Source organism: Vibrio sp. NH-7, assembly GCF_053643215.1.
On record NZ_CM132187.1, the window covers coordinates 1,156,908 to 1,182,285 of the forward strand.

Sequence of the window (25,378 nt, forward strand, 5' to 3'; positions counted from 1 at the left end):
AATCTATCAGCAGTGCTCTGTAGTGAAGAAAAAACGCATTTACTGGAGGATTGTTGCGTCCCTTTTAGAGTGTGATTTCGATCGTTTCAGAGTGGTGATTGGTAAGGGTGTTGACAGTGGTTAACCTTCCTTAATACCTTTATTTATGGGGAGGTTGGCAAACTGTTTAGCTCGACTTCTTGTCGATTTAAGGCTTTTTGATACTGGAAATTTATTGCTATTACTGGATTTTTGTAACTCAGATCTCGAGTTGTGATTTTGCTCAATAGCGCTACTCTTCACTAAAGAGTATACCTAGGCTTCCAGCACGCAGGGTGCAGTTTGAGATAATGCTACGATGGTATTTCATGATTTAATTTCGTCCGTACTTAACGAGCGAGAGCCTTTCCACAACATCTGGTTTGCCGGAGATTTTCATACGCCTCCGGCGTTTAGCTATCAGGTTAACTTTCCGCGTTTAGAACTGGTGTTGGATGGGGAATATGTCAATGAAATGGAAACCCACGAACGTAAAGTGACGAACATTGTCGCGAAAGCGGGCGACGCGATTTTCATCCCGCCTAACTGCTGGAACAAGCCTGACTGGGATACCAACTGTTCGGTATTGAGTATGTTGTTTGGGCGGCGTCAGTTAGGGCTAAGCTTGGTCAGTAAACGCAAAGGGGAGGCGAGCTTTTACGACATTCAAAAGCACAGTATTCAAACCCGTTCAGGTTTTGCCATCGATAATATTTTAGAGGCGCTGAGCGCATTGGCGAGAGAAAGTAATAAGAAGCCAATGGATGAGCTATTGCTGCAAGCGCTGTTGCAATACAGCAAAACTATGCTTGATGCGCCAATCGAGCAATCACATAGTCGCGTGCAAGATCTCTATCAGGGGATTTGTATCTATATCCAAGAGAACTTCCACCGCCAGATTACCCGAGATAGTATCGCGACACGCTTTAGTATCTCATCCAATCATCTTTCTCGGCTGTTCCGCCAGCAAGGGCATATGACGTTAGCGGACTATATTACTTGGGTGCGTATTGACCGCGCGAAGTTCATGCTCAAAAAGTACAACTTTAAGCTTAATGAAGTCGCGATGCGCTGTGGTTTTAAAGACGTGAACTACTTCTGCCGCGTGTTTAAAAATCGAACCGGAAGAACCCCAACCGAGTATCGTGGCTCTGTTTGAGTTCAGGACAACAGTTGCGACATGGAGTACATCAGCAGCGCTTGAAGATCGACGCTGCTACGTGTCAGCCTTAGACGTTGAGAAAGTTGGTCACAAAGAAGGTTGCGAGTCAGATTGGTTGCGGCAATGATCTGCTCTCTCGTTGGTTTGGCAGGCATCACCAGTGCTATCGCAAGATGCACATTGCCCATTTGCGATGCCCAATCAATCGGGGTGTCACTGGCAATGACAGCAATAGCGATATGATCGATATCGTCAAACATGACATGAGGCAGCGCAATTCCCGGCGTGACACAGGTTGATGAGCGCTCTTCTCGTTTAATAAAGGCGAGGAGCAGTTCGTCTGGATGGCCAGGGTGGATTAGCTGGGCGAGCCCTTTTAAGCACTCAAACTTGGTTAACTCAGTATGCGCTTTCGCATAGTGCCATTTGGTTTCACTGGCAGGGCAGAGCTGCGGCAATCGCGTCGCAAGTTCGCTAGAAAACTCATAGTTAATCTTCGAACCAATAAGCGTGTAGTGCTCCGCAATCACATCTTTGAGGACAAAGCAGGCGAGCTCAGCATCCATACCCATTGCGGTAATCTGGCACAGGTCACCCTCTACCAATCCGACCTGTAACATGGCGACCGCTTTGGTAAGGTCGGCGCGACGATCTCGGGTGATGTTGATGATTTGAAGGGTACTTTTGAACTTTTTGGCTAGCACCCGAAGCGGCTGTGCTGCGAGGGCGTTGGCGTCTGAGTTTTCGACTAAGAAGGTCATCTGGTATTCGTTCATAGGTACCTGTTGTTTTGTTTGAGGTTAAGAGCGACAGTGCAAGAGAAACACTTTGTCGACATTAACCAGTACATCCTCAATTGACACTCTAATCGCGTTGCAACCTTCAAAGCGAGCTGCTTGGTCAATTTCAATATCAGAGACGATAAGTACTCTATCGGCTTGGGTTATGTCTTGTGGTGTCAGTTGATTTTCAATCCCCATTGCGCCTTGGGTTTCGACTTTGATTTGGACCTGATATTTAGGGGCAGCTTTGATGAGTGCATCTGCTGCCATATAGGTATGTGCAATGCCTGTTGGACAGGCGGTGACAGCGACTATTTTCACGACGTTTCTCAGTTTATAACGTTGCAGACATTAGCACAGCATACGGGGGAATCAGTGATTTGGCATCAGGATTTGAAAGACGCGCTTCACAGTTTGTCTTGGATGTTACAATAATCCAGTTAATGGTGTTTTCGTCCTATATCTAACACCATGGTCGGTGGTTAATCTATGTTCGAGCGCGAATCATTCAAGGCAGAGAAAATGGACATTACGACTCTCATTGAGCCAGACACAATCTGTTTGGATCTAAAGGCAACCACCAAAGAGGGAGTGCTCAAAGAGTTGGTCGATATTCTTGATGCGGCAGGAAAGCTCGCGGATAAGACGCAATTTCTCGACGATATCTGGCAACGCGAACAGATTGGGAATACCGGCTTTGAAGATGGTGTTGCGATCCCTCATGCAAAAAGTGATGCGGTCACAAAACCTTCGATCGCTGTAGGTATCAGTCGAACAGGTATCGATTATGGTGCTGAAGATGGGGAACTGTCCGATGTGTTTTTTATGTTGGCTTCACCGGATGGCGGCGATCATCATCACATAGAAGTGCTTGCCCAGCTCTCAACCAAGCTCATCGAAGAAGAGTTTATTGGCCAACTGAAAGCGGCGCAAAATATCGAAGAGGCACGCGCTCTGCTCACCGATATTCAACAACCCTCGCATGAATTTTGGGATGAGCCGTCTATACCTCACCCAACACCACTAAGCCCTTGGAAACTCCATCTCGCAAGGGCCAAAGAGCATCTGTTGTTTGGCACTTCTCACATGATTCCGTTCATTGTCGCGGGAGGCGTCCTGCTTTCTCTCTCCGTAATGATCTCCGGCCATGGCGCCGTTCCAGAGACAGGAGTACTCGCGGATATCGCCAAAATGGGCATTGCCGGTTTGACTCTGTTTACCGCAGTGCTCGGTGGCTACATCGCTTACTCCATTGCCGACAAGCCTGGATTAGCTCCGGGCATGATTGGTTCTTGGGTAGCAATAGAGCAATACCATACCGGCTTTTTAGGCGCGATTGTGGTGGGATTTTTCGCGGGCATTGTCGTGCGGATGCTAAAGAAGATCCCATTGCCAGATAGCATGACGTCGCTAGGTTCGATTTTTATCTATCCACTGGTTGGTACGTTTGCGACCTGTGGTTTAGTGATGTGGCTAATTGGCGCACCAATTTCCGCAGCCATGGCGGGGCTTAATGAGTGGCTTACTGGTATGGCGGGAGCGAGTAAAGTGATGCTTGGTACGGTATTGGGCGCCATGACGGCGTTTGATATGGGTGGGCCAATTAATAAAGTGGCGACCTTATTTGCTCAAACTCAGGTCAACACTCAACCGTGGCTGATGGGCGGTGTCGGGATAGCCATCTGTACACCACCCCTGGGTTTAGCATTGGCAACCTTTTTATCGCCGAAAAAGTTTAAACGGGACGAGCGTGAAGCGGGCAAAGCGGCAGGCATTATGGGCATGATTGGCATCAGTGAAGGTGCGATCCCGTTTGCTGCGGCCGATCCTGCCCGAGTATTACCGGCTATTGTGCTTGGTGGCATTGTCGGTAACGTTGTCGGTTTTATGTTTCATGTAATTAACCATGCTCCGTGGGGAGGCTGGATTGTTCTTCCGGTCGTCGATGGCAAAATTGGCTACATCATTGGAACGCTCGCAGGAGCACTGACCACCGCATTAACGGTGATTCTCCTAAAGAAAAACGTCCTTGATGAAGAACAAGAGGCGGCACTTGCACGGGCTTACCATGCGATGGAAGGTGAGGGTGAGGCAGAAATTCTTGCTGTCACATCTTGCCCTTCTGGAGTAGCACACACCTTTTTAGCAGCAAAATCGCTAGAGAAAGCCGCCTACACCATGGGCGTGAAAATCAAAGTCGAGACCCAAGGTGCGAACGGGATAAACAACCGATTGACCGACAAGGACATTCAACATGCCAGGCTTGTGATATTTGCCCACGATGTGGCGATTAAAGAGCCTGAACGCTTCAAAGGGTTAACGGTCATTGATGTACCCACCCGAGATGCGATATTGAACCCACGCGCAGTGCTTTACAGTCGCAAATAGTGTGATGTGTTGGCGTGCTTGCATTGGCTTAATCGCTGAGTAGTTATCTTACTTAATCATCAGAGAACTCACTGGCGATTTTAATAAAGAGGTCTTCCTGCGCGAGAAACGCTTCAATCACTAGCGGATCGAAATGCTGGCCATTGCCTTCCAATATGATGTTTTTTGCCTCTTCGTGAGTCATTGCGTCTTTATAAACCCTTTTACAGATAAGCGCGTCATACACGTCTGCCACCGCCATTAAACGAGCACTGAGCGGAATATCATCACCTGCATAGCCATTTGGGTAGCCAGAACCGTCCCATTTTTCATGATGCCCGTATGCGATCTCTTTTGCGGCGCTGATCAGATCGTTATGCGCCCCTGAGAGTTGTTCCGCACGTTCAAGCGCCTGCAATCCCAAGGTAGTGTGGGATTTCATGATCTCAAACTCCTCTTTGGTCAGCTTTCCAGGTTTAAGTAAGATCGAATCGATGATGCCGACTTTTCCAATATCGTGCAGTGGGGCAGCTTTGAAGTAAGTATCGATCTTTTTCGGGGTGAGTAACTCGCGGTACTTTTCATTTTCTGCCAAGTATTCGGCAAGCAGCTTCACGTAATGTTGAGTCCGCAATATGTGGTTGCCGGTTTCTGGATCGCGAGTTTCCGCGAGGCTAGCAAGTGCAAACACTACCGCGTCCTGCATTCGATCCAGTTCACTCGAACGTTTGAGCACTTCCGTTTCTAGATAGCCGTTTTGATCGCGCAAAAAATCTTTCGATCGTTTGTTCTGCAAATGGGTCCTGACCCGAGAGCGAAGAAGCGGAATACTGACAGGTTTGTGGATGTAGTCTGCCGCGCCTAACTCGAATCCCAGCTTTTCGTCCTCTTGCGAATCTTTCCCGGTTAAGAAGACCACTGGGATATGGCGTGTTTTGGGGTTGCTCGTGACAAAGCGAATGACGTCATAGCCGGACATTTCGGGCATCACCACGTCGAGCAAGATCAGATCAACATCGAACTGTTCAAGAACATGCAGTGCCATTTGGCCCGATTTGGCAGCCTTAATCTGGTAGCGACCTGCTAATCCTTGCGCCATAAACGCTAAGTTGTCCGGTGAATCATCCACCAATAAGACGGTGCAATCATCTAATTTTTCAATCGGCATCTCGTGATCTCATGCAAAGTTTTTAAGCATCTTGTTAAGTACTTACTAAACTATAGTCAAGTAGTGCTGAAAATCACCTTAACTCATTAGTATTAGAAGATATCGATGCCATCAATCCGAATTTTATTTACTGCACTGTTTTTGGCGATGGGCCTATGCTCTGTTGCCATGTTTGCCGTATCGGTGAAGCTGTCCGATTTGCATGTTGATAGTCGCAATCACCAGAAGCAACTTCACTTGTTTTATCGACTTTCGCATGAGCTCAAGCAAAGCTCTGACAATTTGACCAAATTTGCGCGGGCATACAGCGTGACCGGTGATGAGCACTGGGAAACCTTATTTAATCGAGTTTTAAGCGTACGGACTGGCCAAGCTCCCATACCTGAGGGTAACGAATATGAGTACTGGGATGTGGTTGCCAATGCGGATCTCGATTTAACCATCTTGACCCTAGGTAGCAGTAAACCGCTGTTAGATCGAATCAGAGACTCAGGGATCAGTGCAGTCGAGTTTTTTGAGCTCAAAAATGCGCTGGCGTTGTCAGATTCTTTAGTTCAGCTCGAACGTGAAGCATTTCTGGCTATTAAGGGGTATCAGCAAGTTGACGATGGAAAATTGGTTTACATGGGGGAGCCCGATCTCGAAAAAGCGCAATCACTGCTTTATGGTAACGAGTACTTCGCCGAGAAAGAAAGAATCATGAAAGCCATCGCCTCGGCAAATCAGTCGATTCTAGACCGTATTGAAGGACAAATCGCTGAGGCAAACCTTCTTGCCGATAAGTATGAAGCGATCAAGCGCGCCATATTGGGCATCCTCTTGCTCTCCATTGCAGTCTCGTTTTTATTGCTTTGGCGACTCTACATTAGCCCGTTAAGTCAATTGCTGCGCACCGTTGTTGGTCAAGTGAAACGGAAAGACTACGCGTTTACGATTACCCAAACTGCCTATGCGGAACTGCAAAAATTTATCGATAGCTTGAATGTGGTGTTCCATCACATATCCGAGCAATTGAGCCACAATACCTTGGTCAAAGATTTCAATATTGTTTTGCGTACCAGTCAATCGACGCAAGCCCTAGCACGAGAGGTGACTCAGTTCCTCCTCCACCAATTTCCTGTTCAGCAGATTGGGGTCTATATCCACCAAGATGACGAGTTAAAGCGCATTGCGGGCGTCGGTTTTGGTGAAGGAAGTACCAATGTTATTCGAGATGATTCTGCAACTGAAATGAGTGTTTTGTTGTCAGGGGAGCCGTATAGCATGAAGTCTCTGAAAGGCAAATACGCTATGCAGGTGAATGGCGCGTCGTTGGAGTTAAATGAGATTTACTACTTCCCACTTTGCGTCAATGCTAAGCCAGTGGCGCTTCTTGAACTTGGCACAGTTGATGTTTTAACCGCGCAGCAATACCAATGGCTGATTCAAATGCTCGACGATTTGTCTGTCAGCATTCAATTGAGCCAGAACGTGGAGTTGCAAAGAAAAGCAGAGAAAAAAGTGCTTGAGCAGTCCCAGCTCAATCAAGAGATTTTGAATGCGACACCAAACCCAATGTATTGCTTATCGCCTCACGGCAAATATCTCACGGTAAATGCGAAATTTTGTGAAATGTTTGGTTTGACAATGCAAGAGATCGTTGGCCGAACGCCCAATGATGTGTTTAATGCCAGTACTGGTCAGGTGTTTACGACCGTTCACCAAGAGCTTCGCCAAACAAAAGGCAGTCGAAACTACGAGCTCTCTCTTTGTGATGGCAGTAGTCAAAACCGCGAAATGCTGGTGTATGAAGCGTCTTTCAGCAATGGGGATGGCGAGATTTCGGGCATTGTCGGCATTCTACTCGACCTGACAGAACGCAAGCAGTTTGAAAATGAGTTGCGAGAAGCAAAAGAACTGGCCGATGCCATGAGCCAAGCGAAAGGGGATTTCTTGGCCAATATGAGTCACGAGATACGAACGCCAATGAACGCTATCCTTGGCATGGCGCATTTAGCACTCAATACAGAACTTGATCCTTCGCAGAAAAAGTACCTCACGCGGATTAATGAATCGGCCAAAAATTTGCTCGGTATTATCAACGACATTCTCGACTTTTCTAAAATCGAAGCCGGTAAGCTCACCGTCGAGTCAATCGACTTCAGTCTTGATGAGGTGTTTGACAACCTTGTTAATGTCGTTTCCTACAAAGCCCATGAGAAAGGGGTCGAGTTCTTGCTCGATATTGACCCTAAAGTCCCGATCGGCTTGGTCGGGGATCCACTTCGCTTAGGTCAGGTATTGGTTAACTTGTGCAGTAATGCGGTGAAGTTTACCGAAAAAGGCGAAATCGTTGTCTCTGCTTTGGTCGAGCAATTGGATGAGAATCGAGCAACGATCCGATTCTCAGTGAAAGATACCGGAATTGGCATCGCGAAAGAGAAAATTGAGCATCTATTTAGAGCATTTTCTCAAGCTGACAGCAGCATCACGCGTCAATTTGGTGGAACGGGGCTTGGGCTGAGCATCAGTAAACAGCTTGTCGAACTCATGGGTGGCGAGCTTGTGGTGTCGAGTTCAGAAGGTACTGGGTCGGTATTCAGTTTTACCATCGAGTGTGGTTTGCAAGAAGCCAAAATGCGTGACCTTTCTGAGCCAGTAAGTGCACTCGCGGGTAAATGTGCGCTAATCGTTGATGACAATGATTCTGCACGCAGTATTTTGCGAACGTTGCTCACCGCCATGCACTTTGATGCCAAGGCGGTCAGCAATGCCTACGAAGCACTCGATGAACTTAAGGTGTGCACTTATGACATGCTGTTTGTTGATTGGACTATGCCGGGTATGAATGGCCTAGAGCTGCTGCAAAAGGCTCACGATGAGCGCCTCCTGCCGGATTGTAAAGTCTTCCTGGTTACCGCATATGGGCGCGAGCTTTCATTGACCGAGCAGAGCAGCAAACTTATCGATGCGCTTATCGTTAAGCCGGTCAATCCATCCAATTTGCTTGACGCTGTAATGGACAGCTTTGGCATTGAACACGTCACCAGCAAGGTCACCCCTTCTGATAATGTTCGACCTCGTTTCGAGAAGCAGACCGTGTTGCTCGTCGAAGATAACGAAGTGAATCAAGAAGTGGCGCTCGGACTATTGAGCGATACAAACCTAGACGTTTTGGTAGCCAATCACGGCCAAGAAGCGATAAAAATGCTTGGTCATCATAAGGTCAGTTTAGTGCTGATGGATATGCAAATGCCGGTGATGGATGGCATTACAGCGTGTCAAGAAATTCGAAAAAAAGACGAATGGCAAGAACTGCCGATTGTCGCCATGACGGCCAATGCCATGCAAAGTGATGTCGAACGCTGCATTAACGCCGGGATGAATGGCCACATAGCTAAGCCGATCAATGTCGCCAACCTTTACCAAACGTTACAGCAATATTTACCGCTTGAAGGCGATCAGCCGCCAAGCGTATCTCCACCTCAAGACAAAGAGTCTTCGACTGAATCCTACCCAGAGCTCACAGGGGTTGATGTTGCCCAAGCAATCTTCGACACGGGTGGTAACGCCGATTCGTATTTCTCCATATTGGAACGCTTTTTAGACGCTCAAAAAATAGATACGCACTCGCTGCGAGCGATCATCGCCAAAGAAGATTGGGAAGGCGCTGAAAGAATGGCGCATACCCTGAAGGGAGCCTCAGCAAACTTAGGGATCCATGATTTGACCGACTTAGCGATAAGAATTGAAAAACGAGTGAAAGCGAGTGATGGCAGTGCCATTGAACTGGTGGATCAAGCTCAGCAGATGGTTCTTATGCTCAGAGGGCAAATGCAAGCGTGGCGCGGTAAACACACCGCGTCTGATCAACCATCATGTGATGAGATGAAAGCAATGTACCTGAGCTTGGTGGATAAAGTTGAGAATTATGATGTGACAGCATTGGATATTATCAATCAGGCTAAACATTGTGATTTATGGAATGACAAAGAGAAACAACAACTTATCGAACTCATAGAGAACTTTGAGTTTGAGCAAGCAAAACAATTACTAGATAAGCTACCACAGCCAGAATGAAGTAGGCACACCGAGTAGCTCCAAGATAAATAGACAACGTTAGGCGGTTTTCTTTAAGGATAGGGGAAACGATATGAATATTAACAACACTATGAAATTGGTGTTTGTTGTAATAGGCCTCGGTATCATCATTAGTGTGGTTACGGTGTTACAGCTCAATGGTCTACTGCAGCAAGTGGATACAATGGCTAAGGTGCGGTATCAATCGTATCAAGCGGCGGATGAGCTCAGACAGAGTTCGGATGACTTAACACGTCTGGGTAGGACCTACGTACTGACAGGCGATGAGACCTACGAAAAAATGTACATGGACATCCTCGCGATTCGAAATGGGGATAAGCCAAGACCACAAAACTATCACACCATCTACTGGGATTTGGTTCTAAATTACGGTGAAAAGCCCAAGCCAGATGGCAAGCGAGTCTCGCTTCAAGCCATTATGGAAGAACTCGGTTTCACTGACAAAGAGTTTCGGTTGCTGAAAGAAGCGCAAGGTAACTCTGATGCTTTGGTGAACATGGAAGTCAAAGCGATGAATGCGGTAAAAGGGCTCTATCCTGACGCCAGTGGTAACTACACCAAGCGGGGCGAGCCCGATTTGGCGATGGCAGCGCAGTTACTCCATAGTAAGCAATACCATCAAGAGAAAGCTAAAATCATGGCGCCGATTGATGAGTTTTTTACCGCTCTAGAAGCGCGGACCTCTTCTCAGTTCAACAGCGCGGCTCAAGATGTCAGAACAACGGTGTTGATCGGTAACATCTCTTTGATTGCAGTGTTTGTTATTGCGATTGTGGGATACGTCATTGTTAATCGCAAAGTAGTAAAACCGATTGATGAGATGGCGAAAGTCCTCAAGCAAGTTGATGTGGATTCCGATCTTACCTTGCGGGTTGAAGATGGAAGCCAAAATGAACTCGGCGTGATTGGCACGACCATCAATAAAGTACTCGTTAGTTACGCCACGACCATCACTAAGATCAACCAAGTGAATTCGACGATTTCTCAGATTTCTGAAGCGATCCAAGGCATTACTCAGCGCAATATCACTATGGCGAATCAGCAGAACCAAGAGATGGAGATGGCCGCCACAGCAATGGAAGAGATGACAGCGGCGCTTTCGAATGTTGCCCAAAGCACCAATATGGCGGAAGAGTATGCGGGCAGCGCAGAAAAAGAAGCCTCCACCAGTAAGCAAGTGTTTGATAAAACCACCTCAGAGTTTGGACAGCTTGAGGGCGAGTTCCTCAACACCGCAGAGATCATTCAACAATTGGCTGAAGAATCGAACAATGTTGGTAACGTGTTGGATGTGATTAAAGCCATTGCCGAACAAACGAATTTGTTGGCACTGAATGCGGCGATCGAGGCAGCCCGTGCGGGTGAACAAGGCCGAGGGTTCGCCGTGGTTGCTGATGAAGTTCGTTCCTTAGCGCAAAGAACCCAAGATTCAACGGGTGAGATTGAAGGCATTATTCAAACGCTGCAAGAAAAAGCGAAGCAGTCGACGGTGACGATTCAAAGCAGCTCGGAAAAAATGCAGTCAACGCGAGAAAATATGGGCGTCGCGAATGATGCACTTGGCACCATCCAAGGCTCTGCAATTGAAATTCATAAACTGAATACGTCAATCGCCGCAGCGACTGAAGAACAATTGACGGTCAGTGATGAGATCTCAGGTAACCTATCTAATATCAAGAACTTGTCATCGGATATGAACGAGGCCATCAATCAGCTGGAACCGATTGTTCTCGATCTGAAACGCAATGTCGACGATCTAAATGGTGCGATTCACCATATTCGTACTTAGCGTTTATTGGCTGGTTTAGTTTGCTGTGGGGTGTAAGGCTCCCACAGTAAACTGCCATTGGTTTCGAACTTATTGGCTGCTTGGCAGATTAGATAATGCTCACCAACTTGCAAAATAGCGCCAAGTGAGTAGGCCTGATCTTGATAGTAGCAGACCCGTTTACCTACTTGGTTGGCATCAACTCCGATGCCAATAACCGCTTTGGTCGCATCGGACTGGCTCGGTAGCCCCACCACTTTTTCTGCTTGTGCACCACTCGCGACACACAGCAGGAGACTGAGCATGCAAATTTTTGATTTCATGGCCTTACCACTCCTCATGTTGTGAGAAGACTCCGTATTTTCGCTCGTATCGCGGCAGCATACTTTCATTTCCAAGTAGCCCACCTTGATGAACGTAAATCAGTTTCTTGTCGAGATTCTCTGGATACCAATAGTGTAGACATTGCCACATCATCGGATCGTATAGCAGGTCAAACTCGATGTGGGTTTGCTGTTTTAATTCATGCCAGATTTCATAGTCTCGTTGGTACAACTTACCAAAGTGGTGCTTAAACGGAAGCTCCAAAATGGTCGGAAAACTGGTTTCACCAAGATCCACAAATTGCTGCTTAAGATATTCCTTACCGCCGACGCAAGGGCAAGTAATCACTTCTATTCCATGAGCTGCCAAATGCTTGTGAAGGTAGAGTGCAGTGGTGCCCGTTCCGGAGGGAAGTGCTACAACGAACTTTTGTCCGGCTTCAAACCGAGTCCAAGAAAGGATCTCTCGTGCTAACTGAGAGATGCCATGTTCAGCCTGTGCGAAACGCCCACCTTCTGGGACGATAAGGCAATGCTCATCTGGTTGACGAACCTGCTTAATGTATGTTTCAGGATGAAGTTCAGACTGGCCAGTAACATGAATATTTGCACCAAGTTCAAGTGCTGCGCGATAGTTTCCGCGCGGGTGCTCGGCGAGCCATTGCGGTATATGGTCGACGTAGAATTCAAACTGCCACCCTTTGATTGCGCAAAGCGCCGACAAGGAGTACATCGCATTCGACTGTGCGCTTCCATAGCTGATGAGTGTCTTTATCTGTTCATGCGGTTGTTCAAGTAGCGCCATAAACTTTCGCGCTTTGTTTCCTGAAAAGTGGCTGTGCAGTTGGTCATCTCGCTTTAGATAAAACTCGATATCGTCAAATTGGTGTTGGGTTATCGGGGTGTCAGCTAATTTCATAAATCGAAGCCGTCGAGGGTAAGCGGCCCGCTATTTTAGCTAAATCGGGCTAGTGGACCAAATGATCCTAATCATGAAGATAAAAAAAGCCCAGAGCAACAGTGCTCTGGGCGGATACAAACATAGGAGTTAATAAGAAAAAGCAGCGTAAATTAGTAGCTTCAGTAAGAAAACAAGTTCGACGGCCTGTCAACTTAGGAAATGCTCTGCTAACTACAATTAATCAGACTGGCGTAATTCAAAACAGTTCAATAAAAAACGGAAAAATTTTAATTTTTTTCTTTCAGCGGTTTAGTTGCTTGAAAAACACTCTGGTCGGACCAATGCGCAAAAATGTGATGTTAACAGCTTGTTGATTATTTGTGTCAGGTGTATATTTCAAACAGTTGTTTAATACGAGTGATTGAAATGGCAGGCAGAAACAGTACCAAAGAAAAAATCCTTGATGTCGCCGAAGCGCTTTTTGCAGAGCACGGGTTTAATGATACTTCTCTACGTACGATAACCAGTAAAGCAGGGGTTAACCTTGCTTCGGTGAACTACCATTTCGGAGATAAGAAAACTTTAGTTCGAGCGGTACTTAATCGATACCTAGAAGCGTTTATGCCAGCGGTGCAGGATGCGCTGATTACGCTGAACTTGAACGATCGCTATGAAATGTCGGATGTGTTTGAGTCGCTCAGAGCACCGCTGCGCAACTTAAATGATGTCAGACCGAATGGGACAAGCCGTTTTATGTTGTTGATTGGCCGCGGGTACACCGATGTTCAAGGTCACTTACGCTGGTTTATAACCACCCGTTATCAAGACACCTTGTCTCTATTTACGGATTCAGTGATGAAAGCCAACCCTAAATTGACTCAAGAAGATTTGTTTTGGCGGCTGCATTTTACGCTCGGAACTTGCGTTTTCACTATGGCTTCGAGCCAAGCTCTGCTTGAAATCGCAGAAAATGATTATGGCAAATCGATGGATGCAAAATCGGTTGTCGACCAACTTATTCCATTTTTAGCAGCAGGCGTCGCTGCGGAATAACGCACTAAAACTCTACGAATACATATAAGAAAAATATTGGAACACCTACAGTGAACAAAAGGATCGGATTATGAGCTCTCTAAGACAAAAATGGATCAGTGACCCAGCTTTCAAAATGTTTAAGAAAGTGCTACCACCACTATCCAGCACCGAAAAGGAAGCAATGGAAGCGGGTAGCGTTTGGTGGGATGGAGAGTTGTTCTCTGGTCGTCCTGATTTCACCAAACTGCACCAGTACCCAACACCAACGTTGACCGCAGAAGAGCAGTCGTTCATGGACAATGAACTGGAAACACTGCTGGCAATGTTGGATGACCATAAAATCGTGAAAGAAGATCGCGACTTACCGCCAGAGGTATGGGAATACCTACGTAAAGAACGTTTCTTTTCACTGATCATTTCCAAAGAATACGGCGGGCGTGAATTCTCATCATTGGCGAACTCGACCATCGTATCGCGTATAGCAACACGCAGTATCAGTACCGCGGTTTCAGTGATGGTACCGAACTCGCTCGGCCCAGGTGAACTTCTCTCTCACTATGGTACCCAAGAGCAGAAAGACTACTGGCTACCGCGTTTAGCAGACGGGACTGACATTCCTTGTTTTGCCTTGACGGGGCCGGAAGCAGGCTCAGATGCAGGCGGTATCCCAGACGAAGGCATTGTGTGTTACGGCGAACATGAAGGCGAAGAAGTCCTTGGTATTCGTTTGAACTGGAACAAGCGTTACATCACGCTAGCACCGGTTGCGACGGTTCTTGGTCTTGCATTTAAAATGTACGACCCTGACGGTTTGATGGGCGAGAAAAAAGAGCTCGGCATTACTTGTGCGTTGATTCCAGCAGACCATACCGGCGTGGAAATCGGTGAGCGCCATGACCCACTAGGTCTTGCGTTCATGAATGGTCCAACACGCGGTAACGATGTGTTTATCCCTATGGAATGGTTAATCGGTGGCCAAGAATACGCAGGCAAAGGTTGGCGTATGCTGGTGGAGTGTCTTTCAGCAGGTCGTGGTATTTCATTGCCGGCGCTAGGTACGGCAATGGGCCACTTAACAGCACGTACAACGGGTGCTTATGCTTATGTTCGCAAACAGTTCGGTATGTCGATTGGTAAATTTGAAGGTGTGGCTGAATCGCTTGGTCGCATCGGTGGATTAACGTATCTGCTTGAAGCGAGCCGCACATTAACGACAACGTCGCTCGACCTGAAAGAAAAACCAGGCATTGTCACTGCAATTGCCAAATACCACATGACCGAAATGGCGAGAACGATCCTTAATGACTCGATGGATATCCACTCTGGTCGTGCTATTCAAGATGGGCCAATGAACTACTTGGCAGCGCCTTACCTCGGTATCCCAGTTGCTATCACGGTCGAAGGGGCAAACATTCTGACCCGTAACCTGATGATCTTTGGCCAGGGCGCGACACGCTGTCATCCATACGTCCTTAAGGAGATGGAAGCGGCGGCAAATCCAGATGAGAAGCAAGGCGCGAAAGAGTTTGATGATCTGCTGTTCAAGCACATCGGTCACGCAATGAAGAACACCTTCGGTGCATTTGGTGCAGCATTGACGGGTTCACGCTTTATCAAAGCCAGCATGAGCGGTCCAACTCAGACGTACTACAAAGAGATGACTCGCCTAAGCCGTGCTTTAGCGGTGAGTGCAGATATCGCGATGGCAACTTTGGGTGGCGATCTGAAACGTAAAGAGATGATCTCTGCACGTTTAGGTGATGTGCTTGCTTACCTGTACATGGCATCAGCGGCACTGAAGAAGTATGAAGACGAAGGACGTCAGCAACAAGATTTAGACTATGTTCACTACGCAGTGCAGCACTGTTTGTTCCATGCCGCTCAGTCACTTCAAGAAGCGTTTACTAACTACCCACAGAAAGCGGTCGGTCGTCTATTGAAAGTGTTGGTATTCCCACTTGGTAATCACTATCAGAAACCAAGTGATACCCTAACCGTCAAATTGGCGGAAAGCTTAATGACTCCGGGCGCGCATCGCGACCGTCTGACTCATCTTTGCTACATCGGCGCGGATGAAAACGACAGCGTAGGCTTAATGGAAAATGCTTTCTTGGCTATGTATGGCGTGAAGAGCTTGGAGCGTAAACTGATGCGAGCTGCCAAAGAGGGCAAAGTCGCGCGTAAAGGGTTATTGAAAGACCGTTTGGCACAAGCTTTGGAAGCGAATGTCCTGACGCAAGAGGAAGTGGATCAAATTGTCGAAGCAGACAAACTGCGCTACAAAGCGATTCAAGTTGACCACTTTAGCCATGATTTCAGCGAAGTTCGCACGCATGGTGAGCAAAAAAAGCGTAAAGCGAAGCTAGATAGCGCAGCGTAATATCGCGATTTTTGGTCAAAACTGTGCTTAACCAGCACACCAATAAGGCATCTCAATGAGGTGCCTTTGTTTTGCGTGGAATCTAGCAGAAGTGTTTGAAAGTGCTCCAACCACTTGCATTTTAGCGACATTTTTACAGAAATTAGGTGCGATTTTATGTTGAACCTTTTATCCTAGCGGGGTTTTGTTAAGGAAGTTGAATATGATCATCAAACCTAGAATTCGCGGATTTATCTGTACTACTACGCATCCTGTAGGCTGTGAAGCTAACGTAAAAGAACAAATTGCTTACACTAAAGCGCAAGGCCCAATCAAAAATGCACCTAAACGTGTGCTTGTTGTTGGTGCTTCAAGTGGCTACGGTCTATCTTCTCGTATCGCTGCGGCATTTGGTGGCGGTGCTTCAACCATTGGTATTTTCTTCGAAAAAGAAGGCACAGAGAAAAAGCCAGGCACAGCGGGTTTCTACAACTCAGTTGCCTTTGAAAAGCTTGCGCGTGAAGAGGGCCTTTACGCGAAAAGCCTTAACGGCGACGCGTTCTCAAACGAAGCAAAAGAAAAGACAATTGAGCTGATCAAACAAGATCTTGGCCAGATTGATATGGTGGTTTACTCACTGGCGTCTCCAGTACGTAAAATGCCTGAAACCGGTGAGCTTGTTCGTTCATCTCTAAAACCTATCGGTGAGACTTACACTTCAACAGCAGTTGATACCAACAAAGATGTCATCATCGAAGCAAGCGTTGAACCTGCAACGGAAGAAGAGATCAAAGACACTGTTACTGTAATGGGCGGTGAAGATTGGGAACTTTGGATCAACGCACTGTCTGAAGCTGGCGTTCTAGCTGACGGCTGTAAGACTGTGGCGTACAGCTACATCGGTACTGAGCTGACTTGGCCAATCTACTGGGATGGTGCGCTAGGTAAAGCGAAGATGGACCTAGACCGCGCAGCAACAGCTCTTAACGAGAAACTAGCAGCAACTGGCGGCACAGCAAACGTTGCGGTACTTAAATCTGTAGTCACTCAAGCAAGTTCTGCAATTCCTGTAATGCCACTGTACATTGCAATGGTATTTAAGAAGATGCGTGAAGAAGGCGTTCATGAAGGTTGTATGGAGCAAATCTACCGTATGTTCAGCCAACGTCTGTACAAAGAAGATGGCAGCGCAGCGGAGGTGGATGAGAAAAACCGCCTACGTCTAGATGACTGGGAACTGCGTGATGACATCCAACAGCACTGTCGTGATCTGTGGCCACAAATCACTTCTGAAAACCTAAAAGAGCTTACTGATTACGTTGAGTACAAAGAAGAGTTCTTGAAGCTGTTTGGTTTCGGTGTGGAAGGCGTTGACTACGAAGCGGACGTTAACCCAGACTACAAAGCAGATTTCATCGCAATCTAATCTAGATTAGCAGCGCGAGAAGTAAAAAATCCGGAGTATGACTCCGGATTTTTGTATTTGTCACTTTGAAAAACTATTTAAACGTTGACCAAATTGGCGCATGGTCAGACGGTTTTTCAATGCCACGCAATTCGTAATCGATATCGGCTTCGATACATTTCGCTGCGAGTTTATGCGTTGCCAATACCACATCAATGCGCAGACCGCGATTATCAGGGAAACCTTTTGAGCGGTAGTCAAACCACGAAAAACGGTCATTTACGTCAGGGTGAATCTGACGGAAAGTATCAACAAACCCCCAATCTAGCAGTTGCTTTAACCACTCTCGCTCTTCAGGTTGGAACGAGCATTTACCCGTTTTCAGCCAGCGCTTGCGGTTTGGTTCACCGATACCGATATCGGCATCGATCGGGCTAATGTTAATGTCACCCATCACGATCAACTGCTCATCGTTGTTGTGATGATCGTTTAGGTAAGTCATCAAGTCCTTGTAAAACTGGCGTTTATACGGGAACTTTGTCTCGTGACCGATGTTGTCGCCTTGAGGAAAGTACCCATTCAGTACGGTGACTTTCTCACCGTTGTCATCTTCTAACGTCACCATAATCATGCGCTTTTGGTGCTCATCATTATCGGTCGGAAAGCCTTTCTGTACCGAAATTGGCTCCTTCTTACACAGCATCGCGACACCGTAATGGGCTTTTTGACCATGGAAGTAGACTTTGTAACCCATCGCCTCGACGTCTTCGAGAGGGAAGGCTTCATTGTGCACTTTGATTTCCTGTAAACCAATCACATCAGGCTGATGTTTATCAATGACCGCTTGCAGTTGGTGAAGTCTGGCGCGAAGCCCGTTGATGTTGAAGGAGATGACTTTCATCCGGATTCCTTTTTATTTTTCTGTGACGAAATTTATTTGATGTTATCACTTTCTTTCTAAGGATACGAAAGTAACGCGAACGTTTGATTCGCATTAACACATTCGTAAACTTTTAATTGATATATCAGTGCATTGTGTTGTAATTAAATTGTTAATATTTTGCTCGCTGTGGTGTGGATGCACAAAGTGTCCGCTAAAAAGGATGTAATATGCGAACTCTATCTGTTCAATGGAAAATCTCTTTATTAGCAGGGTGCTGCCTGCTCCTCACATCGTTATCTCTGATTGGTTTCTCAATCTATAACGCGGTCACGAATCAACAATTGATCAAGCAACAGAGCACTCAATCGGTACTCAAGAAATCAGAGCAACTGATTGAGACACAAGCGCGCTTGAATGCGACGGTGGTGGCAGAATATCTGAATGAAGCGCTTTACCGCGCAGAAATGCTCGCGGCGAGCGCTCTATTTCAAAAGACTAACAGCGAAGAAAATTTTGGCGATAGTGAAGAGCTCAGAACGGCGTTGGATGAGATGGTCAGAAAGTCGGTGCTTAACTTTGACTCGATTCAAGGTGCGTATTTGGTGTTTGAACCCAACATGCTCGACAATGAAGATGCCAATTATGAAGGGGCGGAATATGTGGGTTCGAATGAAAAAGGACGCTTTGCTCCGTACTGGGTGACCGCCGAGAATGGCGAAAACATCATCCCTAATGTGTTGAGTGAGTCCACCCTTTCTGCGAACGAAAACAGTGAACGTTTCTTTTGTCCGATTTCCAGTGGCGCATCGTGTATTTCCTCACCCAAACAGGTTAATCATCAAGACAGTTCATTTCTTGCCTCTTCGCTTTCCGTTCCTATTTTGATCGATGATATGGCGGTGGGCTTTTTTGGTATCGATTTGCGCCTTGACCCGCTTAAGGCGTTGGCGGTTGAATCGGATGCAAAGTTGTTTGAAGGGCAGGGCTCGGTATCTATTGTCAGTCTCGATGGCACTTTGATCGCCAGTGATGATAGCAGCAAAATCCTTGGTCAGCCGTTTAACAGCGCGTATGTAACGGGCGATCAGCTGACCGATCTTCTCTTTGGACAATCGGTAGAAACTCATTGGAGTAGCGATGGCGAGCGCTTGACCGTATTTGCACCTATCGTGGTTGCCAACCAAACATGGGGCGTTCTGTTTGATATGCCAAGAAGCAGCGTTTTAAGGGATGCAGTACAACTGGATAACATCATCAGCGAGCAGGTGAGCGCCAGTATTCAGACTGAAATATTGGCAGGCTCGGCTTTGGTTATTTTCGGTTTGCTTACCGTTGCATTTATGGCGTCTCGTTTGGTTAAGCCGATACGCGAAGTGGTCGCAAGGCTCGACGATATTGCGTCTGGTGAAGGCGACCTTACTCAAAGGATTGAAGTAAAGTCAGGCGATGAAATTGGCCAGTTAGCCAACGGTTTCAACCTCTTTTTAGGTAAGTTGCAAGCAACAATTAAAGATATTATCGATAACACAATGCAGGTTGCGACAACTTCAGAGCAATCAAAAGTCGCGGCGCAAAATACCAGTAGCAGCAGTGACGCTCAGTTTAAAGAGGTCGATTTAGTCGCGACCGCGGCCGAGGAAATGACTCAGACCGCTGGACTTGTCGTACAAAACGCGCAAGTGGCTGTGAGAGAAGCGGAAAGAGCCAACGACGCAGCATCGGTTGGGCAACAGGTTATCGAGAAGTCACAACATGAAATGGAACGTTTGGTAGAGAGAATGACCTCGGCAGTCCCAGTGGTTGAAGACCTCGCTAAAAATAACGCGAATATCACCGAGATCTTAACGGTGATTGAAGGCATTTCTGAGCAAACAAATCTGCTTGCTCTCAACGCGGCAATTGAAGCGGCGCGAGCTGGCGATCAAGGCCGTGGTTTCGCAGTGGTTGCTGAAGAAGTGAGAAACTTGGCAAGTCGTACACAATCTTCGGTGGGTGAAATTCGAGAAGTGATCGCCAGCGTTCAAACGGGTACCCAGGATGTGGTGTCAGCCATCCAAGAAGGGAATGAACTGGCGCAACATTCATCAAATCAAGTTGAACAAGCGGTGGGCGAACTGAACCATATATTTGAGTCGATTGCGTCGATTAATGATATGAACAGCCAAATCGTTAAGGCAGCTGAAGAGCAGCAGTCGGTGTCTGGAGAGGTTAACCAAAGCGTCAGTAATATCAGAGATCTCAGCGCGCAGATATTGTCGCAAGCCGAAGAATCTGAGACGGTCAGTGTGCAGATTGGCGAGCTCTCGAAAAACCAACAACAGCTCGTTAATCAGTTTAAAGTGTAATGAAAAGCCGCAGTGTTGCGGCTTTTTTGATCTTGAGGCAGTCAGATGCTCAGTCGAGTTAATCTAAATACCAGTACCCTAGGTTCACTAAGCGTGTCAGTAACGCGATCCAAGACGGGGATTCAATTGAATAGCTATCGAGCGTGATAGACGCTTGATCGCAAAGAATAGGCGCAAACGCGGGCTCCGCCACAGAAAACTCTTCACCATTGATGAATATATGATTTGCGTCATTGGCGTGGTACAGCGCTCTCAAGCCCGAAACTTTAACCACATGACCGAGCGCTTCTAAGTGAGCGTATACTTGCTCTTGCGATACGATTTCTTCAGGTTCGACAATATCAAGTTGGTGACGAGATTGGCTTAAGTTGAGGGCTAAGAAGTTTTCAATATCTTGCTTGGATTTAAGCGCAGACTGCAGCATTTGCGTCAGTAGGGTAAGATCAGAGCGTAAAATTTCACCATGATTGTGTTGAGTTTGCATTTGAGGGTTATGCAGATGCACATCGCCTTTTTCTTTGGCGAGAACATAATCAGCAAAATGGCTCAGTAATTCTTGCTCTTTAGGGGAGCGAAAACCCATCGAATAGCTCATGCTCGGCTCAATGGTATTCCCCTCATGCGGGAACCCAGGGGGAATATAAAGAATATCTCCAGGCTCCAAGACTTCGTCGATTATTGCGTCAAAGCCTTCGATTTGGCGCAGAGCACCTTGGATGGATTCTTGGTATTGACCTTCGTCGGCAGCGCCTACGCGCCAACGTCGTTTCCCGCTGCCTTGAATGATAAATACATCATATTGATCGATATGTGGGCCAACACCACCTTGTGGAGCGGAATAGCAGACCATCAGATCGTCAAACAACCATTGAGGCAGCGCTTTAAATGGAGCGACTAACTCTGCTGCGCCCATATGCCAGTGATTACACGCTTGAACAATCAATTGCCAGTGGCTTTCCTCGAGTTGAGAAAAGAGTGACTCGGGTAGCGGGCCATGTTTCGCTTGCCAATGACCGTCCTTATTGGTGACAAATCTAGAATCAACTTCTTCTTCCATCGCCAAGCCGGCAAGTTCTTCTGGCGAAATAGGATCGATAAAGTTGGCAATGCCATGCTTTATAACGGTCGGTTGCTTGTGCCAATATTTGGCTAAGAAAGAGTCGAGATCAAAAGAGAGTTGATACATTACTCTGCCTGTTCCAGTTTGGTTTCTAAATCAGACTTAACGATCTTGATCGCTTCGAGCGCGACTTTTGGATCGACTTCGTTGCTTTCCAATAAGTAAATCAAATCAACAGCGAGTTTGATTTCGTCAGGGGCATTATCGAGTCCGGAAGACATTTATTGATTTCTCTCACGGTAAGTTATTTGGTTTTCAATTTTCAGCTTCGCCTCTTGGCACCGTTTTAAGCGTTGCTCGGTGGCGAGCAATTCCTGCTGAGCCGCTTGTTGCTGAAAGGGCGGGGCATACTGCAGTGCGAGCTCTTTGTCTCGTACCATTTCCATTAAACGCCGCTCCCACTCTTGATGCTGAGATAGGTGTTGATACAGCTCGTTAATGGGCTTTTGGAAGTAGCTTCGGTGCTTTGGTTCGTTCTTGCGTATCGTTACCGTCGCAAGTTCTCGCTGAATCGCACTGATTTGAGATAAGAGGCGCTCGGTTAAGTATTCGGCACGTAAGGCGGTGAGTTTCCCTGCCGCTTCTTCGCGAATAATGCTGTCTAGGGTCGATTGGGTCTCTTTGACGCAAGGGACCAAAAGCTTGGACCGACCTTTGAATAGGCGTTCGTCGAAAAGAGGCAAGTGGTGCTCGCCCCTTTTTCTATCGACCGCGGCTGCTTGCTGCGCTAACTCGTCGAGAGTATTGGAGAGTTGATTAATCCGGCTCATAAATTAACAAACCACGCTTCGTAGGCCAGTTTTACGGCAAGGATGCTGACAACAGTAACAAAGACTGGGCGAATAAACTTTGCGCCAAATCGGATTGCTGAGTGTGCGCCCACGAAGGCACCAGCCATCAAACACAGACCCATGGTTAAACCTAATACCCAGTCGATATGGCCGAGAATGGCAAACGTCACCAAAGAGGTGAAGTTGCTGGTAAAGTTCATTGCTTTGGATAGACCAGAAGCGAGCAAAATATTGAGCTTATAGAGCGCCATTGAGCTGACTGTCCAAAAAGCACCCGTTCCGGGCCCTGCGACACCATCATAAAAACCGAGAATGAGACCTTGTCCATACTGTTTATTGTTTAGTACAGGGCATGGTTCTGGCATCTCGTTTTTAACTGCATTTGGTGTTTTATGCCAAATGGTGTAGACGGCAGCGGCTAATATGATCAGTGGAAGGATTTTCTCTAGCCACTCTGTCGAAATCAAATCGACAAACAAGGTACCAAGGGTGGCACCGATTAGCGTAGAGACAAATGCCCGTTTCCAGCAGCGCGGCTTGAATAAGCGTTTGCGGTAATAAGTAAATGCCGCCGTTGAAGACGCGAAGGTAGCAGCAAGTTTATTGGTGCCGAGTGCGATATGCGGGGGTAAACCCAGTGATAGCAGTGCAGGGACAGTGAGCATTCCACCTCCACCAGCTACCGCATCAATGAATCCAGCAGCAAAAGCAACAAGGGCCAACACCAACAGCACAGTTGGCTCAAACAATTCCATAGAGTTATCTTTTTATAGTTGTTTTTGGTCAACGGACCTTAGTATTCAATCACACGTTTAAACGGTGGTAGGGACTCTAACAATGATTTCCCGTATCGTTTGGTTACAATACGGCGATCAAGGATGATGACTTTACCAGAATCCCTCTCTTTACGCAGCAAGCGTCCCACTGATTGAATCAGTTTTTTACTTGCTTCCGGTACCGTGATTTGCATAAAAGGGTTGCCGCCACGGTTTTCAATATATTCTGCATGTGCTTGCTCTACCGGCGAAGTGGGAACACCAAAGGGAATCTTGGTGATGATTAAGTTCTCTAATAGCTCTCCCGGTAGGTCGAGCCCCTCAGAAAAGCTCCCAGTCCCAAACAGCACACTGGTTTTTTGGCATTGAACGAGTGTTTTATGTTTTTTTAGTATTTCCGCCCTCGACTCTTGGCCTTGAACTTGAAGTGCCCATCCTTTTTTAACGAAATATGTTGAGAGCGCTTCAGCAACCTGATTCATTTGCCAATAGGATGAGAATAAAACTAAATTAGCCTGTTTGTCCTCGATTAAGTTAGGCAAAATATCGATAAGATATTCCGTAAACAGAGGAGCCTGCGGTTCATATTTCATTTTAGGCACACGAAGCTCAGCTTGATTTTGATAATCAAACGGAGACGCGAGTGCTAAGAAACGTACGCCATCTTCCGGTTTTTCGCTGATGCCTGCTTGGCGGCAAAAAAAACTAAATGAGTTGAGTGCACGCATTGTCGCTGAGGTGAGTACCGCACCAATACAGCGACTCCATAGCTGTTGATCGAGCTGCCAGCCCACTTCAAGAGGCGAAACATTGACAACAAAATCGCCTTCACGTTCTGGGCTTACTTCAAGCCATCTTGCAAGAGGGGCGCCTTTTTCGCGTTGAGGCTCTGCCATTAGGTTCCAGACGGCTGCAAGGTTGTCCATCCTCTGAATATAGAAACCCAACTCCGCCAATGCTGGCTCAGCCAACCGGTTGGAGAGTTCGCCATCTTTAACTCTCTCGGCAATCAAATCCGCAATTTTCCCGACGGCTTGAGCTCCTTTTTGAGAGAGCTTCTTTAGTTCTTTAGACTCTTCATCAAGCCATGACGGCAGCTCGCCGTTTTCAAATCGATAGATATTTTCTTCAAAATGAGCAGGATCAAATCGGGTGGCGAGTTGAGATAAAGAGGGAATCAACTGTTGAATCGCATCCTGTAGTTCGTTGCGAAATCGGCTGACTCGTTTTTCATCGGCGAGATTGACAAACTTGGTCACGGACTGGTTCAAACGCTCTAGCCAACTCGCAGCGCCTTTCAAGCTTGCAGCGGCGGAAGAGTGATCCCGAGCGACATGGGGTAGGTGATGCGCTTCATCGAATACATAGATAGTGTTTTCTGGCTCAGGAAGTATGACGCCGCCACCAAGATCTGCGTCCGCCATAACCAAACTATGATTGGCAATGATGATGTCGGCTTTATCCATTTCAGAGCGGGCTTTCTGGAATGGGCAACCTCTATGAGCAGGCATACTCCCATTACAGCTGTGTTTGTCACTGACGATGAGCTGCCAAATGGCATCATCGATAGGCTTTGGCCAAGAATCTCTGTCTCCGTCCCATTTATTTTCGGCGAGTCTCTTATACATCAACTCCAGCTGATCGATCTCTTTCTTCTTTGGCTTGGTCTCAAACATCGCCAGTTGACCGCCGTCCACACCCGAGGCCGCTGCCAGCTTTTCTGCGCAGCAGTAACGCTGTCTGCCTTTAGCGAGTATAAAAGAGAACTCACGATCCGTGATGCGTCTATATAGAGGAAGGTCTTTATTCACCAACTGTTCTTGCAGCGCGACGGTTGCGGTCGATATGACAACCTTTCTGTTGTTGTGCAAGGCGACAGGAATCGTTGCCATCAAATAAGAAAGCGATTTACCGATTCCTGTCCCCGCTTCTGCGACAATCATCCGAGTTGATTTGTGATACTCACCACACAGTGTCTTTGTTATTTCCGCGACAAGGTAGTTCTGGGCACGTCGAGGTACAAAGTTATCTAACTGGAATTGGAGGTTTTGATAGCTGTTGCGGATGGATTGCTGGATTTTACTGGTTGTCATAC

19 protein-coding genes are annotated in these 25,378 nt (G+C 47.0%); 8 read left to right on the forward strand and 11 right to left on the reverse strand.

Annotated elements, in window-relative coordinates:
* Nucleotides 1-337: 337 nt before the first annotated feature.
* The gene (locus tag ACUALS_RS05485) at nt 338-1,177 is read left to right on the forward strand and encodes a helix-turn-helix transcriptional regulator (RefSeq protein WP_334472781.1); all 840 of its coding nucleotides are present in this window, start codon (nt 338-340) and stop codon (nt 1,175-1,177) included.
* A gap of 2 nt (nt 1,178-1,179) precedes the next feature.
* Here ACUALS_RS05485 and ACUALS_RS05490 read toward each other — a convergent pair whose 3' ends face one another.
* Together ACUALS_RS05490 and ACUALS_RS05495 are read right to left on the reverse strand one after the other, a co-directional pair.
* Nucleotides 1,180-1,956: a PTS sugar transporter subunit IIA gene (locus ACUALS_RS05490; protein ID WP_454449025.1), complete on the reverse strand. Its 777-nt coding sequence runs from the start codon at nt 1,954-1,956 to the stop codon at nt 1,180-1,182.
* Between the two features lie 24 nt (nt 1,957-1,980).
* Nucleotides 1,981-2,283 (reverse strand): PTS fructose transporter subunit IIB, encoded by a 303-nt coding sequence (locus ACUALS_RS05495; RefSeq protein WP_038214772.1) that lies wholly within the window; start codon nt 2,281-2,283, stop codon nt 1,981-1,983.
* A 201-nt stretch (nt 2,284-2,484) separates the two neighbouring features.
* On the opposite strand from ACUALS_RS05495, the gene ACUALS_RS05500 reads away from it, so the two are divergent.
* Nucleotides 2,485-4,350, forward strand: a complete 1,866-nt coding sequence (locus ACUALS_RS05500) for a fructose-specific PTS transporter subunit EIIC (RefSeq protein WP_454449026.1) — start codon at nt 2,485-2,487, stop codon at nt 4,348-4,350.
* A gap of 52 nt (nt 4,351-4,402) precedes the next feature.
* Here the strand turns inward: ACUALS_RS05500 and ACUALS_RS05505 are convergent, their stop codons facing one another.
* A complete protein-coding gene (locus tag ACUALS_RS05505) occupies nt 4,403-5,497 on the reverse strand; it encodes an HD-GYP domain-containing protein (protein ID WP_454449027.1) in 1,095 nt (364 codons plus the stop codon).
* 105 nt (nt 5,498-5,602) lie between these two features.
* Here ACUALS_RS05505 and ACUALS_RS05510 point away from each other — a divergent pair, with 105 nt between their 5' ends.
* Both ACUALS_RS05510 and ACUALS_RS05515 read left to right on the forward strand, forming a co-directional pair.
* Nucleotides 5,603-9,556 carry a response regulator gene (locus ACUALS_RS05510; RefSeq protein WP_454449028.1) on the forward strand — a complete coding sequence of 1,318 codons (3,954 nt, stop codon included), beginning with the start codon at nt 5,603-5,605 and terminating at the stop codon, nt 9,554-9,556.
* Between the two features lie 73 nt (nt 9,557-9,629).
* The gene (locus ACUALS_RS05515) at nt 9,630-11,366 is read left to right on the forward strand and encodes a methyl-accepting chemotaxis protein (protein WP_454449029.1); all 1,737 of its coding nucleotides are present in this window, start codon (nt 9,630-9,632) and stop codon (nt 11,364-11,366) included.
* On the opposite strand, the gene ACUALS_RS05520 is transcribed toward ACUALS_RS05515, so the two are convergent.
* Both ACUALS_RS05520 and ACUALS_RS05525 read right to left on the reverse strand, forming a co-directional pair.
* A complete protein-coding gene (locus tag ACUALS_RS05520) occupies nt 11,363-11,668 on the reverse strand; it encodes a DUF1496 domain-containing protein (RefSeq protein ID WP_038189490.1) in 306 nt (101 codons plus the stop codon). The genes ACUALS_RS05515 and ACUALS_RS05520 overlap by 4 nt on opposite strands.
* Before the next feature lie 4 nt (nt 11,669-11,672).
* On the reverse strand, nt 11,673-12,587 hold the full coding sequence (locus tag ACUALS_RS05525) for a pyridoxal-phosphate dependent enzyme (protein ID WP_454449030.1): 915 nt from the start codon (nt 12,585-12,587) through the stop codon (nt 11,673-11,675).
* A 408-nt stretch (nt 12,588-12,995) separates the two neighbouring features.
* Here ACUALS_RS05525 and ACUALS_RS05530 point away from each other — a divergent pair, with 408 nt between their 5' ends.
* The 3 genes from ACUALS_RS05530 to fabV all read left to right on the forward strand — a co-directional run bounded on the left by ACUALS_RS05530 (nt 12,996) and on the right by fabV (nt 17,389).
* Nucleotides 12,996-13,622, forward strand: a complete 627-nt coding sequence (locus tag ACUALS_RS05530; RefSeq protein WP_454449031.1) for a TetR/AcrR family transcriptional regulator — start codon at nt 12,996-12,998, stop codon at nt 13,620-13,622.
* A gap of 70 nt (nt 13,623-13,692) precedes the next feature.
* A complete protein-coding gene (locus ACUALS_RS05535; protein WP_038138727.1) occupies nt 13,693-15,984 on the forward strand; it encodes an acyl-CoA dehydrogenase in 2,292 nt (763 codons plus the stop codon).
* A gap of 202 nt (nt 15,985-16,186) precedes the next feature.
* Nucleotides 16,187-17,389: an enoyl-ACP reductase FabV gene (gene fabV / locus ACUALS_RS05540; RefSeq protein WP_454449032.1), complete on the forward strand. Its 1,203-nt coding sequence runs from the start codon at nt 16,187-16,189 to the stop codon at nt 17,387-17,389.
* A gap of 73 nt (nt 17,390-17,462) precedes the next feature.
* Here the strand turns inward: fabV and xthA are convergent, their stop codons facing one another.
* Nucleotides 17,463-18,269 (reverse strand): exodeoxyribonuclease III, encoded by an 807-nt coding sequence (gene xthA, locus ACUALS_RS05545; RefSeq protein ID WP_454449033.1) that lies wholly within the window; start codon nt 18,267-18,269, stop codon nt 17,463-17,465.
* Between the two features lie 209 nt (nt 18,270-18,478).
* Between xthA and ACUALS_RS05550 the strand changes: the two genes are divergently transcribed.
* A complete protein-coding gene (locus ACUALS_RS05550; protein WP_454449034.1) occupies nt 18,479-20,596 on the forward strand; it encodes a methyl-accepting chemotaxis protein in 2,118 nt (705 codons plus the stop codon).
* A gap of 58 nt (nt 20,597-20,654) precedes the next feature.
* Here ACUALS_RS05550 and ACUALS_RS05555 read toward each other — a convergent pair whose 3' ends face one another.
* From ACUALS_RS05555 to dinG, 5 genes are read right to left on the reverse strand one after another with little or no spacing between them, the layout of a single operon-like run.
* A complete protein-coding gene (locus tag ACUALS_RS05555) occupies nt 20,655-21,782 on the reverse strand; it encodes a JmjC domain-containing protein (RefSeq protein ID WP_454449035.1) in 1,128 nt (375 codons plus the stop codon).
* On the reverse strand, nt 21,782-21,937 hold the full coding sequence (gene rsmS, locus ACUALS_RS05560; protein ID WP_454449036.1) for a pleiotropic regulatory protein RsmS: 156 nt from the start codon (nt 21,935-21,937) through the stop codon (nt 21,782-21,784). The genes ACUALS_RS05555 and rsmS overlap by 1 nt, the downstream gene beginning before the upstream one ends.
* Complete coding sequence (locus ACUALS_RS05565) at nt 21,938-22,486, reverse strand: primosomal replication protein (RefSeq protein ID WP_454449037.1); 549 nt, start codon at nt 22,484-22,486, stop codon at nt 21,938-21,940.
* Complete coding sequence (locus ACUALS_RS05570; protein WP_454449038.1) at nt 22,483-23,262, reverse strand: sulfite exporter TauE/SafE family protein; 780 nt, start codon at nt 23,260-23,262, stop codon at nt 22,483-22,485. Before ACUALS_RS05570 ends, ACUALS_RS05565 begins: the two co-directional genes overlap by 4 nt.
* Before the next feature lie 38 nt (nt 23,263-23,300).
* Nucleotides 23,301-25,376, reverse strand: coding sequence for an ATP-dependent DNA helicase DinG (gene dinG, locus ACUALS_RS05575; protein ID WP_454449039.1), 2,076 nt, complete (start codon nt 25,374-25,376; stop codon nt 23,301-23,303).
* Nucleotides 25,377-25,378: the final 2 nt, after the last annotated feature.

Excerpts from the sequence above, each read along its gene's own strand:
- ACUALS_RS05485 (WP_334472781.1), top strand. The coding sequence starts at position 338 with ATGGTATTTCATGATTTAATTTCGTCCGTACTTAACGAGCGAGAGCCT.
- ACUALS_RS05490 (WP_454449025.1), bottom strand. The coding sequence starts at position 1,956 with ATGAACGAATACCAGATGACCTTCTTAGTCGAAAACTCAGACGCCAAC.
- ACUALS_RS05500 (WP_454449026.1), top strand. The coding sequence starts at position 2,485 with ATGGACATTACGACTCTCATTGAGCCAGACACAATCTGTTTGGATCTA.
- ACUALS_RS05505 (WP_454449027.1), bottom strand. The coding sequence starts at position 5,497 with ATGCCGATTGAAAAATTAGATGATTGCACCGTCTTATTGGTGGATGAT.
- ACUALS_RS05510 (WP_454449028.1), top strand. The coding sequence starts at position 5,603 with ATGCCATCAATCCGAATTTTATTTACTGCACTGTTTTTGGCGATGGGC.
- ACUALS_RS05515 (WP_454449029.1), top strand. The coding sequence starts at position 9,630 with ATGAATATTAACAACACTATGAAATTGGTGTTTGTTGTAATAGGCCTC.
- ACUALS_RS05520 (WP_038189490.1), bottom strand. The coding sequence starts at position 11,668 with ATGAAATCAAAAATTTGCATGCTCAGTCTCCTGCTGTGTGTCGCGAGT.
- ACUALS_RS05525 (WP_454449030.1), bottom strand. The coding sequence starts at position 12,587 with ATGAAATTAGCTGACACCCCGATAACCCAACACCAATTTGACGATATC.
- ACUALS_RS05530 (WP_454449031.1), top strand. The coding sequence starts at position 12,996 with ATGGCAGGCAGAAACAGTACCAAAGAAAAAATCCTTGATGTCGCCGAA.
- ACUALS_RS05535 (WP_038138727.1), top strand. The coding sequence starts at position 13,693 with ATGAGCTCTCTAAGACAAAAATGGATCAGTGACCCAGCTTTCAAAATG.
- fabV (WP_454449032.1), top strand. The coding sequence starts at position 16,187 with ATGATCATCAAACCTAGAATTCGCGGATTTATCTGTACTACTACGCAT.
- xthA (WP_454449033.1), bottom strand. The coding sequence starts at position 18,269 with ATGAAAGTCATCTCCTTCAACATCAACGGGCTTCGCGCCAGACTTCAC.
- ACUALS_RS05550 (WP_454449034.1), top strand. The coding sequence starts at position 18,479 with ATGCGAACTCTATCTGTTCAATGGAAAATCTCTTTATTAGCAGGGTGC.
- ACUALS_RS05555 (WP_454449035.1), bottom strand. The coding sequence starts at position 21,782 with ATGTATCAACTCTCTTTTGATCTCGACTCTTTCTTAGCCAAATATTGG.
- rsmS (WP_454449036.1), bottom strand. The coding sequence starts at position 21,937 with ATGTCTTCCGGACTCGATAATGCCCCTGACGAAATCAAACTCGCTGTT.
- ACUALS_RS05565 (WP_454449037.1), bottom strand. The coding sequence starts at position 22,486 with ATGAGCCGGATTAATCAACTCTCCAATACTCTCGACGAGTTAGCGCAG.
- ACUALS_RS05570 (WP_454449038.1), bottom strand. The coding sequence starts at position 23,262 with ATGGAATTGTTTGAGCCAACTGTGCTGTTGGTGTTGGCCCTTGTTGCT.
- dinG (WP_454449039.1), bottom strand. The coding sequence starts at position 25,376 with ATGACAACCAGTAAAATCCAGCAATCCATCCGCAACAGCTATCAAAAC.